The organism is Kitasatospora sp. NBC_00070 (assembly GCF_045041205.1).
In the GTDB taxonomy this organism is placed as follows: Bacteria; Actinomycetota; Actinomycetes; order Streptomycetales; family Streptomycetaceae; genus Kitasatospora.
The window spans coordinates 7,608,271-7,623,389 of sequence record NZ_CP108247.1; the positions used below are offsets into that span (position 1 = coordinate 7,608,271).

Annotated in this window: 15 protein-coding genes and 1 tRNA gene; 7 read left to right on the plus strand and 9 right to left on the minus strand. The window is 70.3% G+C overall.

The window, feature by feature from the left end:
• Positions 1 to 125 precede the first annotated feature (125 nt).
• Positions 126 to 2,660, minus strand: a complete 2,535-nt coding sequence (locus tag OHV05_RS34610) for a collagenase (protein WP_405021269.1) — start codon at positions 2,658 to 2,660, stop codon at positions 126 to 128.
• A gap of 992 nt (positions 2,661 to 3,652) precedes the next feature.
• Here OHV05_RS34610 and OHV05_RS34615 point away from each other — a divergent pair.
• Positions 3,653 to 3,747, plus strand: a tRNA-OTHER gene (locus tag OHV05_RS34615).
• Positions 3,748 to 3,867: 120 nt separating this feature from the next.
• On the opposite strand, the gene OHV05_RS34620 is transcribed toward OHV05_RS34615, so the two are convergent.
• From OHV05_RS34620 to OHV05_RS34635, 4 genes are all read right to left on the minus strand, one after another.
• On the minus strand, positions 3,868 to 4,542 hold the full coding sequence (locus tag OHV05_RS34620) for a hypothetical protein (RefSeq protein WP_405021270.1): 675 nt from the start codon (positions 4,540 to 4,542) through the stop codon (positions 3,868 to 3,870).
• A complete protein-coding gene (locus OHV05_RS34625; protein WP_405021271.1) occupies positions 4,539 to 5,363 on the minus strand; it encodes an ATP-binding cassette domain-containing protein in 825 nt (274 codons plus the stop codon). Before OHV05_RS34625 ends, OHV05_RS34620 begins: the two co-directional genes overlap by 4 nt.
• Positions 5,360 to 5,845 carry a hypothetical protein gene (locus tag OHV05_RS34630; protein ID WP_405021272.1) on the minus strand — a complete coding sequence of 162 codons (486 nt, stop codon included), beginning with the start codon at positions 5,843 to 5,845 and terminating at the stop codon, positions 5,360 to 5,362. Before OHV05_RS34630 ends, OHV05_RS34625 begins: the two co-directional genes overlap by 4 nt.
• Positions 5,846 to 6,086: 241 nt before the next feature.
• The gene (locus OHV05_RS34635) at positions 6,087 to 6,266 is read right to left on the minus strand and encodes a hypothetical protein (protein ID WP_405021273.1); all 180 of its coding nucleotides are present in this window, start codon (positions 6,264 to 6,266) and stop codon (positions 6,087 to 6,089) included.
• Between the two features lie 277 nt (positions 6,267 to 6,543).
• Here OHV05_RS34635 and OHV05_RS34640 point away from each other — a divergent pair, with 277 nt between their 5' ends.
• Complete coding sequence (locus OHV05_RS34640; protein WP_405021274.1) at positions 6,544 to 7,023, plus strand: hypothetical protein; 480 nt, start codon at positions 6,544 to 6,546, stop codon at positions 7,021 to 7,023.
• Between the two features lie 45 nt (positions 7,024 to 7,068).
• Here the strand turns inward: OHV05_RS34640 and OHV05_RS34645 are convergent, their stop codons facing one another.
• The 3 genes from OHV05_RS34645 to OHV05_RS34655 form a co-directional block, all read right to left on the minus strand.
• Positions 7,069 to 7,758, minus strand: a complete 690-nt coding sequence (locus OHV05_RS34645) for a hypothetical protein (RefSeq protein WP_405021275.1) — start codon at positions 7,756 to 7,758, stop codon at positions 7,069 to 7,071.
• A gap of 137 nt (positions 7,759 to 7,895) precedes the next feature.
• The gene (locus OHV05_RS34650) at positions 7,896 to 8,273 is read right to left on the minus strand and encodes a hypothetical protein (protein ID WP_405021276.1); all 378 of its coding nucleotides are present in this window, start codon (positions 8,271 to 8,273) and stop codon (positions 7,896 to 7,898) included.
• 288 nt (positions 8,274 to 8,561) lie between these two features.
• A complete protein-coding gene (locus OHV05_RS34655) occupies positions 8,562 to 9,296 on the minus strand; it encodes a hypothetical protein (RefSeq protein WP_405021277.1) in 735 nt (244 codons plus the stop codon).
• 691 nt (positions 9,297 to 9,987) lie between these two features.
• Here OHV05_RS34655 and OHV05_RS34660 point away from each other — a divergent pair.
• From OHV05_RS34660 to OHV05_RS34670, 3 genes are all read left to right on the plus strand, one after another.
• Positions 9,988 to 10,119: a hypothetical protein gene (locus OHV05_RS34660; RefSeq protein WP_405021278.1), complete on the plus strand. Its 132-nt coding sequence runs from the start codon at positions 9,988 to 9,990 to the stop codon at positions 10,117 to 10,119.
• 82 nt (positions 10,120 to 10,201) lie between these two features.
• Positions 10,202 to 10,522, plus strand: a complete 321-nt coding sequence (locus tag OHV05_RS34665) for a hypothetical protein (RefSeq protein WP_405021279.1) — start codon at positions 10,202 to 10,204, stop codon at positions 10,520 to 10,522.
• Between the two features lie 417 nt (positions 10,523 to 10,939).
• On the plus strand, positions 10,940 to 11,692 hold the full coding sequence (locus OHV05_RS34670; RefSeq protein WP_405021280.1) for a DUF6896 domain-containing protein: 753 nt from the start codon (positions 10,940 to 10,942) through the stop codon (positions 11,690 to 11,692).
• On the opposite strand, the gene OHV05_RS34675 is transcribed toward OHV05_RS34670, so the two are convergent.
• Positions 11,678 to 12,127 (minus strand): hypothetical protein, encoded by a 450-nt coding sequence (locus tag OHV05_RS34675; RefSeq protein ID WP_405021281.1) that lies wholly within the window; start codon positions 12,125 to 12,127, stop codon positions 11,678 to 11,680. The genes OHV05_RS34670 and OHV05_RS34675 overlap by 15 nt on opposite strands.
• 747 nt (positions 12,128 to 12,874) lie before the next feature.
• Here OHV05_RS34675 and OHV05_RS34680 point away from each other — a divergent pair.
• Both OHV05_RS34680 and OHV05_RS34685 read left to right on the plus strand, forming a co-directional pair.
• Positions 12,875 to 13,363 carry a hypothetical protein gene (locus tag OHV05_RS34680; protein ID WP_405021282.1) on the plus strand — a complete coding sequence of 163 codons (489 nt, stop codon included), beginning with the start codon at positions 12,875 to 12,877 and terminating at the stop codon, positions 13,361 to 13,363.
• A gap of 734 nt (positions 13,364 to 14,097) precedes the next feature.
• Positions 14,098 to 14,478 carry a hypothetical protein gene (locus OHV05_RS34685; protein ID WP_405021283.1) on the plus strand — a complete coding sequence of 127 codons (381 nt, stop codon included), beginning with the start codon at positions 14,098 to 14,100 and terminating at the stop codon, positions 14,476 to 14,478.
• Positions 14,479 to 15,119 lie beyond the last annotated feature (641 nt).

A 15,119-nucleotide genomic window follows, 5' to 3' on the forward strand; every position in this document is an offset into this window, starting at 1 on the left:
TGCGGACGGGCTGCCCCGGGGTCCATGGCCCGACGTGCGAGCCGGGTGCGCGAAGAGTGCTGTCCGGTGCGCCACCTTGGCGCACCGGACAGCGGGTCAATTCGGTTCGGTCACCCGCTGGTTGCTCAGAAGGACGCCGTCACCGAAACGCCCCCGAAACCCGCGTAGGCGTACAGGCTGAGGTAGACGGTGCCGGTCGGCGGGTTGGTGACGGTGATGGTCTCGCTGTTGTCCGACCGACGCGAACTGGCGGTCTGGTTGGCGGTGGTGGCCCAGCCGTTGGCGCTGTAGTAGAGGTCGGCATCGCCGGTGCCACCGGTCGTGGTGATCGTCAGCTGGGTGGTCCCCGCCGGGACGTTCAGGTACAGGTGGCTGTAGTTCCCGGTGGTCGCGGACAGGTTGCTGCGCTTGCAGTTACGGCCGAGCTCACGGGAGTCGGGCGCGGCGCACTCGGCTGCGCCGAGGGCCGCCACGGTGATCGCCTTGCTGGTGGTGGCGGTGGCCCCGTTGTTGTCGGTGACGGTCAGCGTCACGGTGTAGGTACCGGCCGCAGAGTAGGACTTGGCAGGATTGGTGGTGGTGGTGGCGGCGGCGGTGCCGTCGCCGAAGTTCCAGGAGCGGGCCGCGATGGTGCCGTCCGGGTCCGTCGAGGTGTCGGTGAAGGCGGCCGAGAGGCCGGTGGTGGCGGCGGTGAACCCGGCGGTCGGCGCCTGGTTGGCCGGCGGCACGGTGCCGCAGTTGCCGGCCGCGCAGGCGGCCAGCCAGGCGGCGAAGTCCGCGTCGTAGCGGGTGCCGATGGTGGAGGTGAGCAGGGTGCGGGCGGCCGCCCAGTTGCCGGCCCGGTAGTACCCGAGGATGGTGTCCACGTCGGCGCGGTGCGACTGGAGCATGTAACGGACCGCCAGGTAGCCCCAGTTGTAGACCCGGGTGCTGTCGCTGTTGTCGTAGGTGGTGTTGAACAGCGTGCTCAGCTTGTAGGTGTTCTGGCCGGCCTGGGTGACGGCGTTGTCGTAGGCGACGCCCCGGTAGGTGTAGGAGACGAACTCCGCGAAGCCCTCCACCCACCAGATGGTCGGGGTAGTGACACCGGCGTTGAAGTCGCCGGCCATGTCGAACCTGCCGTCGAGGTAGTGGGTGTACTCGTGGTTGAGGTTCCAGATCTGGAAGTCGGGGCGCAGCCACTCCGCCTCGTGGGCGATGAACCGGGGCTGGTTGCCGGCCGTCGCGGGGTTGCCCTCCAGGTACATGCCCCCGTTGTCGGTGCTGATCCCGAAAATCTTCCCGGCGTAGGTCTTGTAGTCCGCGCTGGAGTCGAAGACCACCACCTCGATGGTGGAGTTGAGGTCTCCGGCGACCGGTCCGCGGTCCTTGACCACGCTGTGGAAGTACGCGTCCTGGTTGCGCAGGCTGGTGCAGCTCGCGGCCAGTTCGGCGTCGGTCATCTGCTGGGCCACGATGTCGATGCTCGGGCTGCAGGTGTAGTGGATCGTCAGGACCCTGTCGCGGAGCCTGGACGCCAGGTCGCAGGTGTCGTAGTAGGCACAGTCGGCCGCGTCGTAGTCGTCGGTCGACTCGGCGAGGCCCACCCAGAGCTGGGCGGTCCGGCCGGTGATGGAACTGCGACCGAGCAGTTCCTTGACCAACGGGCGGACGGTGGACCGGAGTTCGCTGTGCTGGAGGAAGCGGCCCAGCTCGCGGCCGGCGTTGGCGGTCAGGTAGCCGTTGCCGGTGCCGAGCAGCGCGTCGTTGGTGACGGCGAAGTCGCGCAGGGTGGTCAGCACGCTCGGGTCGGCCTGCACGGCGGCGACGAAGCCGTCCGCCTGGTGGCCGCGCCACAGCACCGTGTAGCTGTTGTTGACCGCGAGGAGCATCGAGTAGGAGCTGTCGTACGAGCTGTTGTAGCCCGACAGCAGCCGCTTGACGACCGGCAGGTAGCGGGCGTTCTCCTGAGCGCTGTCGATCAGGGTGACGGCCTCGGCCAGGGTCGCGCCGTTGGATTCGGTGACGTCCCTGGAGTGGGCGTTGCCGTAGAAGGCGTCGAGGGCGCCGCGGATCGCGGTCTGCAGCGTGCTGCCGTAGCTGCCGACCGTCTCGGGGTTGTACCACTGGACGAAGTAGCCCGCGCGCAGGAAGGTCACCAACTGGGCAGCCGAAGTGCTGTTGTTCCCAGGGTAGTTGACCGATACGGCGCGCAGTGCGTTGGCGACGGTGACCATCTGCGTCTCACCGAAGGCGGCGGTGGCATCGGCGCCCTTGAGGCCGAAGAGGGAGTTCACGCAGTCGGTGCTGGAGGACTTGATCTGCGCGACGAGCGCGCTGCCGGTGCGGCTGGTGAAGTCGCCGACACTGCACACCGCGAGAGCGGCCGGCCCCTGCTGGGCTGGCAGGCCGTACTTGCTCTCCACGGCCCTCTCGGCCGGACTGGCGGCGCGGAACGGAGCGCGCTGCGCAAGGCTGACCGACTGCTCGGCGGACTCCGCCTCGGCGTCGACCGAGAGCCGGGTGGCCGCCGCCAGCGGCGGCACGCCCGGCCTTGCGGGCTTGGCTGTCGGAGCGGGCGTCCGGCCGCCGGCTGCCGCCTGTGCGGTGGAAGCGAACAGGGTCGCGCCGAGACAGCAGACGAGTGCGGCTATCAGCAGTCTGAGCAGGTCCGTGGGCATGGAGGAGGAACGTCGCATGTGGGGGCCTTCCGGCTGTTCTGCGGCCACGCCGAAGGGCGCGGTCATGGGGGAGTGGCAGGAACGGGAGTTGGGAAGCCCGTCCGCGCGGCACACCGTGGGGGATGTGTGACATGTACCATTGCATGCTCGCCGCGGTCGTTGGAAGGCCTCTTGGCGAGGTTTTCCGGGGGTTTTCGCGATCTGAACGACGCGCTTCCCGCCGGGTCTCGGATAACAGAAATTCCTGCGACAGCCAGGCCACAGTTCCGCTCGCGCCGACTACGTCCGTCCGCGTTTGGTGGCGCCCCGGTGCGGGCGGTCGGCGGGCGCGGAGGTCGTCGAGTCACATGGGACGATCCGTCACCCTGCGGACTGTCGGGTGGGCTCCGCTTCCGGCTCCGTTGATCCAGACCGGGGCCGTGGAGCGTGGTGATGTCCCGGGTCGGCACATGGGACGGGCGGTTGTGACCGACAGCTCCGACCTTCGTGGCGGACCCTGTCGGCGCTCCTGTGGGCACTCTGACCAGGCATCAGCTGTTCGCGGGAGATGATGGACGGGCGTCAGAGGGAGAGTCCGTCCACCGCGTCGCCGGCTGGCCGGACCACGTGCTCACCGGCCGGTGGCGACCGCCGCCGGTGCGGGTGTCCGCCCGCCCGCCACCGCCGACCTGACGGGTTGTCCGGACCCCGCCGCGTGACTCCTGCGGGCCGGACCGGCGGTGCTTCATGACAGCGGCATCTGCCGCCCTGATCCGTCACGACCCGCGACCGCACCACCCCGGCGGGGTCCGCACGATATCTCGGTGCGGACCCCGCCGGGGTGGTGCGGGCCGGGCGAGGGGCGCACGGAGGCTTCGCCGGTGGGCAGGCCGAGGAGTTCGTGCAGCTCGCGGTGCCCGTGGCACCCGGTCAGGCGGAGGTCAGGCCGGGGTCAGGTCGGGCGGGCAGAGTGGTGTCACGCCGAAGGGGCAACGCACCGCCCCGGAGGCTTGGGAGAGGTGCCCGGAGTGGCTGATCGGGTGCCTGGCCGGTAACGGTCGAGCAGGACCTCCCGGGGTCCGCGCAGGTTCGAATCCTGCCCTCTCCGCCCACCGAACGCCCCGGGCCTGACCGGTTGCCACCAGACGGCGACCGGCCATGCCGGGACTCTTCCAGCGGGCATTGGAGTGCCGGAGAGCGGGCCGATCCTCATGCCTCGCACGGAAGGTCAACCGGACTCCCGATCGGAGGCGGCGCCGGCTCGGCCGACCGCCCAGGCAGAGGCCCACCAGCAGGCCAAGACCAAGGGAAGCGCGGCCAGCAACGGCAGCATCGGGAAACGTACACCGGTCCGGCCGGAGGAGAAGACTTCGCGGACGGCGGCGTTCGCCGGTGAGGCGGAGAGCACCAACAGCATCGTCGAGCCGATGACCAGCGCCCCTACCCCGCCTGCTGTCGTGCGCACCAAGGGTGGGGTGCAGACCGCCCCGAGCGCGCTGCCCGTCAGGGAGCAGATCAGCCCGACAGCCAGTCCGTCGCCGAACACTGCCACCACCGGGACGCCCACCGGCACCGGGCAGGTCAGCAGCGAGCCTGCCGCCGCGAGCAGCACGAGCAGCAAACCTACGGCCAGGGGGACGGCGAGCGCGGCGTACTGGGGTCGGCGGGCTCCGGTCGCGGCGGCGAGGCAGGCGCGGGCGGCGGGCGGTTCCGCGGTCAGCTGGGCACGGGTGAGCCAGGCAAGAGTGGGCACCAGCATGGCAGCGTTCCAGCCGAGCTGGCTGCCGAGCTGAGACTGGCCGTCCAGTGAGATCACCACCAGCGCGGCGTAGAGCAGTACGGGCGGGAGCCAGCGCTGGGAACGCAGCAGCAGTACGCCGTGATAGCGGAGCAGCGCTCTCATCGCCGTCCCCCGCTCACGCGGCGGACATGGGTGCCCGGCTGGGCGAGCAGTGCCCGCAGCAGTGCGTCCGAGTGGATCTCGTCCGTCTCCAGCCGGATGCTGCCGTCCGCAAGCGTGCTGGTCGCCCGTACGCCCGGCAGGCCGGACAGACCCCCCGGTCCGCCCGTCACGCCCGTGCAGTCGATCCGCACCGCAGCTGAGGCGACCTGCTGTGTCACGGCCACCGTGCCGCCGCCGACGTCCCACCGCAGGTCGGTGTGCTCTGCGAGTCGGGCCGGGTCGTGGTCGACGAAGACCACGGTCGTGCCCTTTGCCAGCAACTCCTCCACCGACTCGTCCAGGGCGGTCCGCGACTCGGTGTCCAACCCTGTCCACGCCTCATCCAGCACCAGCAGCCCCGGATTGGCAAGGAGCGCCTGTACCACCGCCACCTTCTGGCACGTCCCCTTGGAGAGCCGGGCGAGCGGGCGGTCCGCGTGCCCCTCGGCGCCGAACCGTGCCAGCAGCTGCACACCGCGCCGCTCCGTCTCCACGCCCGGCAACCCGTGTACCCGGCCCATGAGCCGCAGGTACTCCAGCGCGGTGAAGGGCAACGCGGGCGGGAAGCGCTCCGGCACGTAGGCGGTGCGCGCCGGACGTCCGAGCACCCGCCCCCGACCTGGCCGAGTGGCACCCGCGATCACCCGCAACAACGTCGACTTCCCGGAACCGTTGCCACCCTGAGCTCGGATCAGCCGACCGGGCGGCAGTTCCAGACGCACGTCGCGCAGTACCCATGGGCCGCGCCACCCGTAGCGCAGGCCGACCGCCTCAAGTTTCACCCGGCCAGCATAGGAGGGATCAGCCGAGTTCGAGGGGAAGCTCGATGATCGCCCTCGAGGACGACCAGAGCCTGGACGAGGCCCTGCTGCGCATCGCCACCTACAGCAGCTTCGGGCCCTCCGCCCGGCAGACGATCCGCGAGCAGCAGGAACGCGCCTGGGGTATCGGGCAGCTCGCCACCGAGTACGCCGACGCCACCGAGCGGGCCACCCGCGAGCGCTACGCCGCAGCCGCCCGCCACGCCCTCGACGAGGCCGCCGAGCTGCTCATCGCCGACGACGCGTTCACCGCGATCGCCAACGCCCTTGGCCGCGCCGAGCGCGTCGGGTTCATCCCCGGGCGGATCGTCGCCGCCCACCGCGAAGGCACCCTGGCAGGCCTGGACGTGCCCGGCGCCGTCCTGGCCTGGCGGATCGACCGCCGCCTGCGCACCGCCCGCGCCGCCGAAGCCCAGGCCGACGCCGACTCCCAAACCCGTCACCGCCGCCGGACTCCGCCACCCCGCGTGGCCCACCTGCCCCTACGGCACCTTCACCCCGGGCCAGCGCGCCGACCAGCTGCGCGGGAAGCGCCGCGGCTGCCTGCGGGCCGCCGACGAAGGCGACCACCAGGCCGAACTCGCTGCCCTCGAAGACCTGGTGGCCCTGCGCGCCGAGCAGATGCGCCGCCAGATGCCCTGGCGCGACTGCTCCCGGGAGGACTACCAGTGCACCCGCCCTCACTCACCGGCCACTGCCCCCGACCCCGCTGCGGCGGCCGCCGCCGACGCCGAACACGCGGCGCAGCGCCAGCGGTCGGCCCGCGAGGCCTGGCAGCGGGCCGAGGCCGTCGCCGCCCGCACCGGCGCGGAGCGCCACCTGAGCCGCCTGCTCCCCGATCGCCCATCCACCGACACCGACCACGAAGGCGATTTGCCCGAATGGCTCACTCCCACCGCCGCCCTGAACGACCCGCACACCCCCGAGAACTGGCGCCGCCACCCCACCACGCGCTGCGGCATCGTCGGCCGTCACCTCGCCGCCAGGGGCGCCCAACTGGCCGCCGACATGCCCCGCCGCTGGTCCCGACCGAACAGCTCACCCGCTGGGGACTTGAGCCTTGCGAGGCAGCTCCACGTACCGGCGCCGGGCCGCATCCGCCACTGCGCCGGCGCAGCGCTGCCCAGCGCCGCCGCTTCCGTTGCCCCAGGCCGAGCGACTGGGCCAGGACGCCCTGCCCGCCGCCCTGGCTGGACAGAAAGCCCCCCAGAAGTGGATCGAGCAGGTCCCCGTCCCCGACGAGGAAGACACCGGCCACCAACACCTCTACCGACGTCTGGTGACAGCCGTTGCCGACTGGCGGCTGCGCCAGGGCATTACCGGCACTGACCCGCTCGGCCAAGCCCCGAAGACGACCGCGCCCCCCGAGTGGCAGCACCTCTCCCAGGCCCTCGACCTCTATCGCACCGCCCGCATCACCGACCGCCTGCAACTGCTGCGCGTACGCCGCGAAGCCGACCGCGAACGTCTGGAAGCTGCCGCGCGGCAGGCCGCCGAGGCCGGGACCCGGCCCCCGCCGACGCCCCGGCCCGCCCGCGCTCCGCACGCCCACGCCGCCCCGGCGGCCGCCGATGCCGGTGAACACTGCCGGGCCTCCACAGCACCCGGGGGTTCTTTCTGACCACCGGCGGGCAGGTGACATCCTTGCCAAGCCGCAGCCGCAGCCTCAGCTGTAGGCGATGCGTTCGACCTCGAAGAGCTGGGCGGCGCCGATGCGGCCTTCTTCCAGAGAGAGCAGCCAGCTCAACAGCTCTGGTCCAGCTGCCAGTTCGTCGTAGAAGCCGAGCCGAAGATCAGCGAGCCCCCACCCGACGAGCCAGCCCCCGAGTGCGTCGCCGAGGTGGCGGTCGGCCGCCTCGGTGCGAGTTTCGGCCCAGAGGACCAGCCACGGCGAGAGGCTTCCCGTGCTGACGGAGATCGTCTTCAGGACCCCGGCGACGCGGTCGGTGCCGGGGTACTCGTGCAGGGCCGACCGCCACCAGGCGCCCCAGACGCACTCCAGCGCCTGCTGCTCCGGCGCGGTCCAGTCCCGCCAGCCTGCCTCGAGCAATCGGGAGGCGACCAGCCCGTGGTCGATGTGCAGCTGGCCCGCGGCCAGGAGGCGGACGATCTGCGGTGTCATTCGGCGGTACAGGGCGGAGAAGTTGTCCCAGTGGTCGGTTGCTTCGGCGGCGACGGAGGAGATCAAGTCGTCCGGTACCTGGTGTGCGGGGCCCGAGAGGGCTTCGAGATCGGTGCCGGTGTAGCAGTAGGTGCATCCGCCGACGGCGAACGGGGATTCGGACAGCGGCGCGAAGGCGGCGTCGAGCGCGTCAAGAGCGATCTGGAGTTGCTGGGAAGGCGTGGTCACGGGCACCTGCTGGGGACCTCATCCGGCCTACCGGAGAAGGGAGCGACGCTATCACGCGGCTTGTGGCAGCCACCGTAGCTCCCGCCGGCCGACACGATGTTCACCTGCACGTCGACACCCGGCGCTGGACCCCCTGCTACTTCTCATCCGATCCGGTTTTTTCGCCACCACGTGGTGATGCGTCGCAAGACTGTGGGCCTGGGCTCGTTCTGCCGGTCGAACAGCAGGCGGGCCGCCTCCGCAGGGGTTGACGGGGTCTGACCCAGGCCGTTCAAGTGCCAGTGGCGGGCGAGCCGCCGTTCGAGGTCGGCATGGTTCTCCTGGTCGGTTCGAACCAGGACCACCACCTCGCCCCTGCCGGTCATCGTGATGATGTGACCGTCGACGGTGAAGGCCGCGGTGTATTCGCCGGCCTCGACGTCGACGGCCTCCATCCAGCAGGCGGCATCAGTCATGGACGTGAACACCATGGCGTCCTCCTCCTGATCGAAGACGAACACCACGCCGATGGGCGTGCTCATCTCGGGCATGCCGCTGCCCGGGGCATTGCGCTGTGGCGGGCCTGACGGTGGCGGGTCACGAGGTTGCTGCCTTGTGCTTGGCGGTGGTGGAGGCGAGCGGCGGGAGCCGGCGCCGGTCTCGATGATACGGACCGTGACAGTTCCTCAGACACGACCGCAGTGACCCCCGGTTGCCTGCCACCACTGACGCGGACGGACTGTGCCCGCCCTGTACAGGCTGGGCTTTGCGTACCGGGCTGCGTTTCTGTCATCGGCTGAAGAGCAGGCCAACGGGAAGCGCGCCGGGATTCACCGGTCCTTCCCGGCGGTGAGGCTGCCGGGTTTCTGCCCCCGGTACGGTATCCATCGATATCCGGGCAGGAACTCGACGTAGTCGGCGCCCAGGCCGAGTTGGCTGTGGAGGCTCTCGCAGAGGACGAGCCCGTGGATGGTGCCGTCGTTGAGTTCGTCCGTGCAGTCGGTCTTGAGGTCAACGGGGTCCACAAGGGATTCCGGATCCCAGCCGACCACGGCGGCGACGTATCCGTGGAACTTCGCGAGCAGGGTGTAGAGCTGGTGGCCCAGTTCCGTCAGCTCCGCCGCGGTGAGCCGGAATCTGGGAAGAGTGCCGTCGAGGACGACGCCGTAGCCAACAGCCACAGGCAGGAACGCGAGCTCGATGTAGGGACCTCCTGTTCGCAGCATCGGCCGGTGCAGCGGGATGCGGTGGGCACCCGCGCGAAGAACAATCGGCCTGACCTCGGTCAGGGCGGCAGCCTGCGCCCAGGAGCGTTCGACGAGTACGGCGTTCTTCGGGAGCACGGGTACTCGAACAGTCGAAGACAGCATGGCGCTGTGCGCACGGCCGACCCTGAGCCGACCCCGGCTAACTGGGTCCGGCAGGGGTGCGCGTGATCCCGCCAGGTGGGAGCGGTGACCGGATGATCCCACCTGGCCGACCTCGACCTGTTCACCACACAGGCCCCTTCTGGTCTGAGCGAGGGTCAGCGCGCCCGTCGGCGAGCGGCCGTCGTCGACCTGCAACGCGACCTCCTCGTTCTGGACCCCGCCCGGCACCAGGCGCGGATCGAGGCGCAGCCTGGGACCGCGTCACCGCTGCTGACACGGTGCTTTGCCCACCGGTCAGCCGAATGCGCAAACCGCCGCGGATCGGTAGGCCACCTATGGCACCGGGTGGGCCGGACCCAGGGCCCCGATGTCCGTGCGTCCCCGGGGGCCTCACCTTCTCAGACCCGGACCGCCATGTCTGGGCGTTACCACCGCGGGTTGCGCCACGTCCAGGACCAGCCAGCCACCCAGCCCCACCGTCCGGTGTCTTCCAGCGCCTCCACCTGGACAGTGGTCGTATTCGGCCCGGCTCCCGCCTCGGATATCGTGTTCCCCATGGGGTGCCATAACGGATGTGACGCCCCCACCGGAGGTAGTCAGCGTATGAGTTCAAAGCGCAGCAAGAATCCAGCCCTGCCCGTACTTGACGACGCATTCCGACTGGCGTCGGTCAAGGACGCCGAAGAGTCCACCCGTGACTTGGCCGCGCGGCTGGCCACCACCGAGCTGCGCCGCGTTTCCCACCCGGGCCGGGTCACCTGGGAGCCCGTCGATCAGGCCGAGCCCGTACCGGCCCCGCCGACTGTGGTCGACGGCGACGGGGACCTGTGGCTGCGGGACCGACGGGGACCTGTGGCTGCGGGACCGGGGCACTGGCACCTGGACCATGCCCGAGTTCAACCCGCAGGAGTTCCCGGCGCGCTGTGGTGAGGTTCTCACGTGGAACCAGCTTGCCTGCGAGTACGGCCCGCTGACCGCGCTGGCCGACGACCGCCGCATCGGCGGCGGTCGGCGCTGACCGCGCAGCACGCGATGGCGGTCAACGAGACGGTGCTCACCTTCGTCCGCTGACTGGTCGGTCCCGGGTCATGCGCTCGGGGGTGTCGCGTCTCGAGAATCCGAAGCCGGTGCCGGACGGATGCGGGATCCTGATGACCACGGACGACCCGGAACACCAGGACGACGAAGACGAGCCGCAGGACGACACCGACAGCGCAGGTGCTGAAGCTGGGGGCACCGACGACGAAGGCGCGGCAGTCCGTCGCGGGCAACCGATCGGCGGGCTGCTCCCCGAGATCTACGACCCGCTCGGGCCGTTGCGTGCGCAGCTGGCCGCTCGCGTCTCCGCTCCGGCCGACCCGTGGTGGACGCTCCGGGTGCAGCACGCCAAGCTCTACCCGGCCAAGGATCGCATCGCCTGAGCAGCGCCGTCCGGGGCCTTCCGCGGCGGGTTGTCGCGACCCCTGTTGCTGAAGGCTGTCGCGGGCTGTGACCTGCACGGGTGGGCACATCCCCCCGTAGTTGGTCCGGGCGCGACAGCTTCTCGGGGGCCTGGTGTCGGGCTCCCAGCAGGTCGCAGGTTGCGTGCTGTTGGTGGACGGATGGGTGGTGTGCCCGGGGAGTGCGGGAGGTGGGCTGTGGGGCGCCGTGGTCTGGAGCGTCTGCTCCGTGAGGAGGACTGCCCCGTTCTCATCGACGCGCTCATGGAGCCGGAAGAGGACTGACGGGCCCGCCTCTTGGTGCGCTATGGAACCCCATGTCGCACACAGCCCGGCCGGGGGCATCGGCTACTCCAGCGGATGCCGAGTTCGGTGAGATGGGTGGCGTGGGTGGTGGGGATGTCGGCTCGTCTGTTGCGGCTGTTGGTGATGAGCAGGCCGAGGCTGACCTCCACGGTGTTGCTGCAGGGAAGGGCGAGCGGTTCTCGATCACGTGATGATGCCGGGGAGGATGCGTTGCGGAGGTTGGGAAGTGATGCGGTGTCAGCGCACTCGTCGCGAGATTTGGTGCTCGGCTTCGTCAGCGATCTCGGCGCGGCCGGCGCCGCGATGCGGGAGGCGTTCCCTTCGCTGGAGCGGCTGGCTGATGTGCTGGTGCTCGCCCGCTCGGGACAGGTCAGCCGCGGCGGTGAGGCCGGCAAGTACTCGTACCTGGTTCACGGTGCGGGCTGTCGGATGACAGGCCCGGGCGGGATCGACATCGATGTGGACTTCGTCGACGCGGCGGAGGTCTTCGACTTCTGGCGCCTGCGTTGCTACGGACAGAGTCTGCCTGCGCCTGTCGACCCCACGGACGAGGAGCTACGGGTGGCGGTCGAGAGCCTGGGGGATCTGCTGGCCGAGGTGAGGCCCGGGTGGTTCACGGTGTCCGACAGCCATGAAGGACGCGCCGGGCCGGCGTTTCTGGCGCCTGACTCAGCTGGTCTCCCTTTCGTCGCTGCTCAGGACCTGTCCGCGCTCTGCCCTGATCGTCTGGGTTTAGTGCCTTTTGGCGAAGAACAGGAAGCCCAGGAGCTGCACGAGGCCAGCCGGCACGAGGACCTGCTGGCCCTGTATGAGAAGCACCACCCTAGCCACCTACAGATCGGGTAGTAGCTTCGCATCCGCCTGGTGGCGGCCGCGCGGGATCACACCGCCGTTGGTGAGCCGGATCGGTGTGATGAGGAGAAGCCAGCCGGCTGCGGCGGTGGGCTGGAAGTCGAAGACGCTGGTGAACGGGCCGGTGATCAGCAGCATGGTGCGGTACGCCCGGCCCGAGCGGCTCCACTCGCGGGTGGCGGCGACCTCACCGTCGAACCAGGCCGGGCCGCCGGGCCGGCGGACGGTCAGCCGGTAGCCGTCGAGAACGGCCGACCAGCCCGGATGCGGGCCGGTCGCGAGCGCGGGCGTGGTGCCGCGCTCGGCCCAGCCGTCTTCGAGGACCAGCGGGCGACCCACGTCAGCGGGAAAAACCAGGACGGGCTGGTGGTCGGGCATCAGCTCGGGCCACGGCCGGCCGCGCAGGCCGGGGCCGCTGATGATTTCCATGGACGGGCCCATCCCCGGTCCGGCCGAGCCAACTCTCCGCCAGGCGGACAACATCATCGGCCAGGCGGGGGCGGCGGTGCAGGCGAATCCACTGACGGGCCACCGGCAGGCCCTGACCCTATGGAGAGCGCCGCTGAAGATCAACCGGCACCAGACGCTGCCGCCGGCCAGCTGCACTGTTTCTGATGGTTATCTGTCAGGCAGAGGTTAGTTCCCGTTTCCCACTGGACGCGTGCGATGCAGTCGCTGGAGGGCCTCACCCTGTGATGTTCGGGTGCGGTGTCAGCGGGATGCGGCTTCATGTCAGCGGCTGCTCGGGGTAAGAGCCGCAGGGCGGGGCGGTGTAGCCGGGCTGGAGTGCTGACGTTGGACCCGCACTTCCATGGACGTGTGGCCGCATCAGCCTGTGACTACCTGTCCGTAGCTCACATCAGGCATGGTCCCGCGCAGCGGGCGGCCAGGTCGGTCAGGGGGTGGACCGAAGCGGCAGGGGCGGGGCAGCGGAGATGTGCCGTTCATGTGACTGATACGTTCGTCCGTCCGATCAGGGATCACCTGAAGGACTGCACGTGACCACCCAAGCCCCGCCGCCGGAGTCCACCGATCCCTGGCATGCCCCGGCAGCGGACTCCGCCCAGGCGCCGGCGGCGCCGTACCCGGTGCCTGCCCCCCGTCCTCTGGTCGCCACATCCGGTGCCTGGCCCTGAACCGCGGAACGGGCTGGGCATTGCCGCGATGGTGCTCGGCATGCTGGCGCTCACGGTGATCCTTTTCTGGCTCGCCTGGCTTCCCGCCCTGGTCGCGGTGGTGCTCGGTGTGCTTGGGCTGGGGCTGTGCCGCCGGGGCATCCTCGGGGTGCTCGCGCTGCTGGTCTCGGGCGGAGTCGGCACCTTCGTGGGGATGGCGGTCTACAAGTCCGTCCAGGCGGACCGGGCGGAGCAGCAGCGCCGGGTGGCCGCCGAGAAGGCCCGTCAGCTGACCTTCGGTCAGAGCTACACCACCGCCGACGGCCTGAAGACCACCGTGGCCAAGCCGGAGACGGGGGCCCCGCGCCTGAACGTCCCCTCCGCCGAGTCTGGCGTGCAGGCCGTCCGGGTGGCGGTCGCGGTGGTCAACAGCACGGCCGAGCCGCGCACCATGCGCGCGGGCCTGCTCTACCCCAAGGGCCCGCACGGCGACGCCGAGGACCTCTACGGTGGTCCCGGGAGCCACATGTCGATCGACGGAACCCTGTAACCCGGTCAGCAGGTGGTCGGCAATCGCACCTTCGCGCTTCAGTCCGCCGATTTCGGCCTGGTCCAGGTCGAGTTCGTCCCGGACCGGGCCACCTTCGAGCCCATCCGGTGGTCCGGCGTGCTCTGAGTTGGCGTCAGTGGAATTCCTCGGTGGTGACGGGTTTTTCCCGGGGAATTGCGGAGGCGCCGGCTGTCGGGTTGCTCAGGGAACTGCGGCTGTCGAAGGCGACCGTGCGCCATCTGCGACAGCTCACTCCGGGCGTCGAAGGTTGCGTCAGCGGGCCGGAAACGATCTCGGACAACTCCTGGAAGGGTGCCGCGCCCGGCCGCCGACGCACCTCGCGCAATGCCTCCTCTGAGCTTGCGTCTTAACCTCCGCCTCCGCCTCCGTCATACGGCGGCAGGGGGAGGGTGTAGGCAGTGTCAAGCTTGTTGATGATCTTCCGGAGTTCGCGGGCGCCCCGGGGTGACATCGCATTCCCGGAGGCGCCTCGGCACCGCTGAGCGGGTGGTCCGGGCAGGGAGGCGCCGGATGTCTGGCGGCTCCTGTCGCTCGGTTGACGCGGCCCGTCCATCCCGGTAGCCCTGGGTGTTTACTCGACTACGAGCCGTGTGACGCTCCACACAGTGATGATCCGTGCACGGTGTGCAAGACTCACCCCAACGGGCCAAAAGCCTTCAATTCCTAGGGAGTACACCGTTATGCGCACCCGCATCGCAGCCGTTGCTGTCGGTATGACCACCCTTCTCGCCGTACCCGCCACAGCCTTCGCCGCCCCTGCCACGATCACGGGCCCGGTCACCTGCACCACCGATGCCTCGGTGACCGGCCAACCCTGTGTCTGGCACGAACGTGACGCCGCCGGTCTCGCCGGCCTCGCCCGGCTCACGTCGACCACCGGTCAGCCGGTCCTGGCCAAGGTTGAACTCAAGACCCAGCGCGCCTGGGGGAGCCCGTGGTTGACGGTGGCCTCGACCACCGCCCTGCGCTCCGGCCCGGCCGTGCTCACCACCCCGAAGGTGGTCACCAACGAGCTGAGCATCGTCTGCGTCACCACCGCCCCGGCGCTGGCCCCGGAGCAGCAGAGCACCCTCTGTACCCACCCCTCGGCCTGACCGGCGGCGGCGCGTCCGACGCTCCCTGTCCGGCCGGGCGCGCCGCCAACCGTCTTGCCAGCCATAGGCATTGGCAGTCACCGGCGGGGCCCGGTCGGCACGCACCGCGCCGACCTCGATCCCGGCGGCCCGGACGCCTCCGGTGGCGATCCGAGTCCGCCGGGCCGGGCTTCGCAGCCTCGCTCGCCTCGTCATCGGCCGTGACCTGTCGCCGGGATCCGAGTGGCCGCAGCCCGCGTTATGTATCGGTGCTGAGCCACGTGCCCGAGTCGTGTGACCCGCCCTCGACGACGTCACCCGGGCGGTGAGGTGCTCCTCCGGCTCGGTGACCCGCGACATCCGCTGCCCTGGGCCGTTCGCTGACCTGTTGCGGGAGTGGATCGACAGCCGTGACTCGATGAACACCGCCATGGACCGTGGCTCACGCCCGCTCGTCCCCGGCCGCAGGGCCGCACCACCGATTCACCCTTACGTCCTCGCCGTTTCGATCAACGACCATGGGGCACCGACCACCACCGGCCGGGAAGCAGCCATTTGCCCGCGCCCGTCGTCGCCGACGCCGGCTACCACGACAGACCGGCGCCACCTCGAGCCCGTACGCCGCAGGCAACCGGCCGCGGTCGCCATCCCGCTGGATGCCA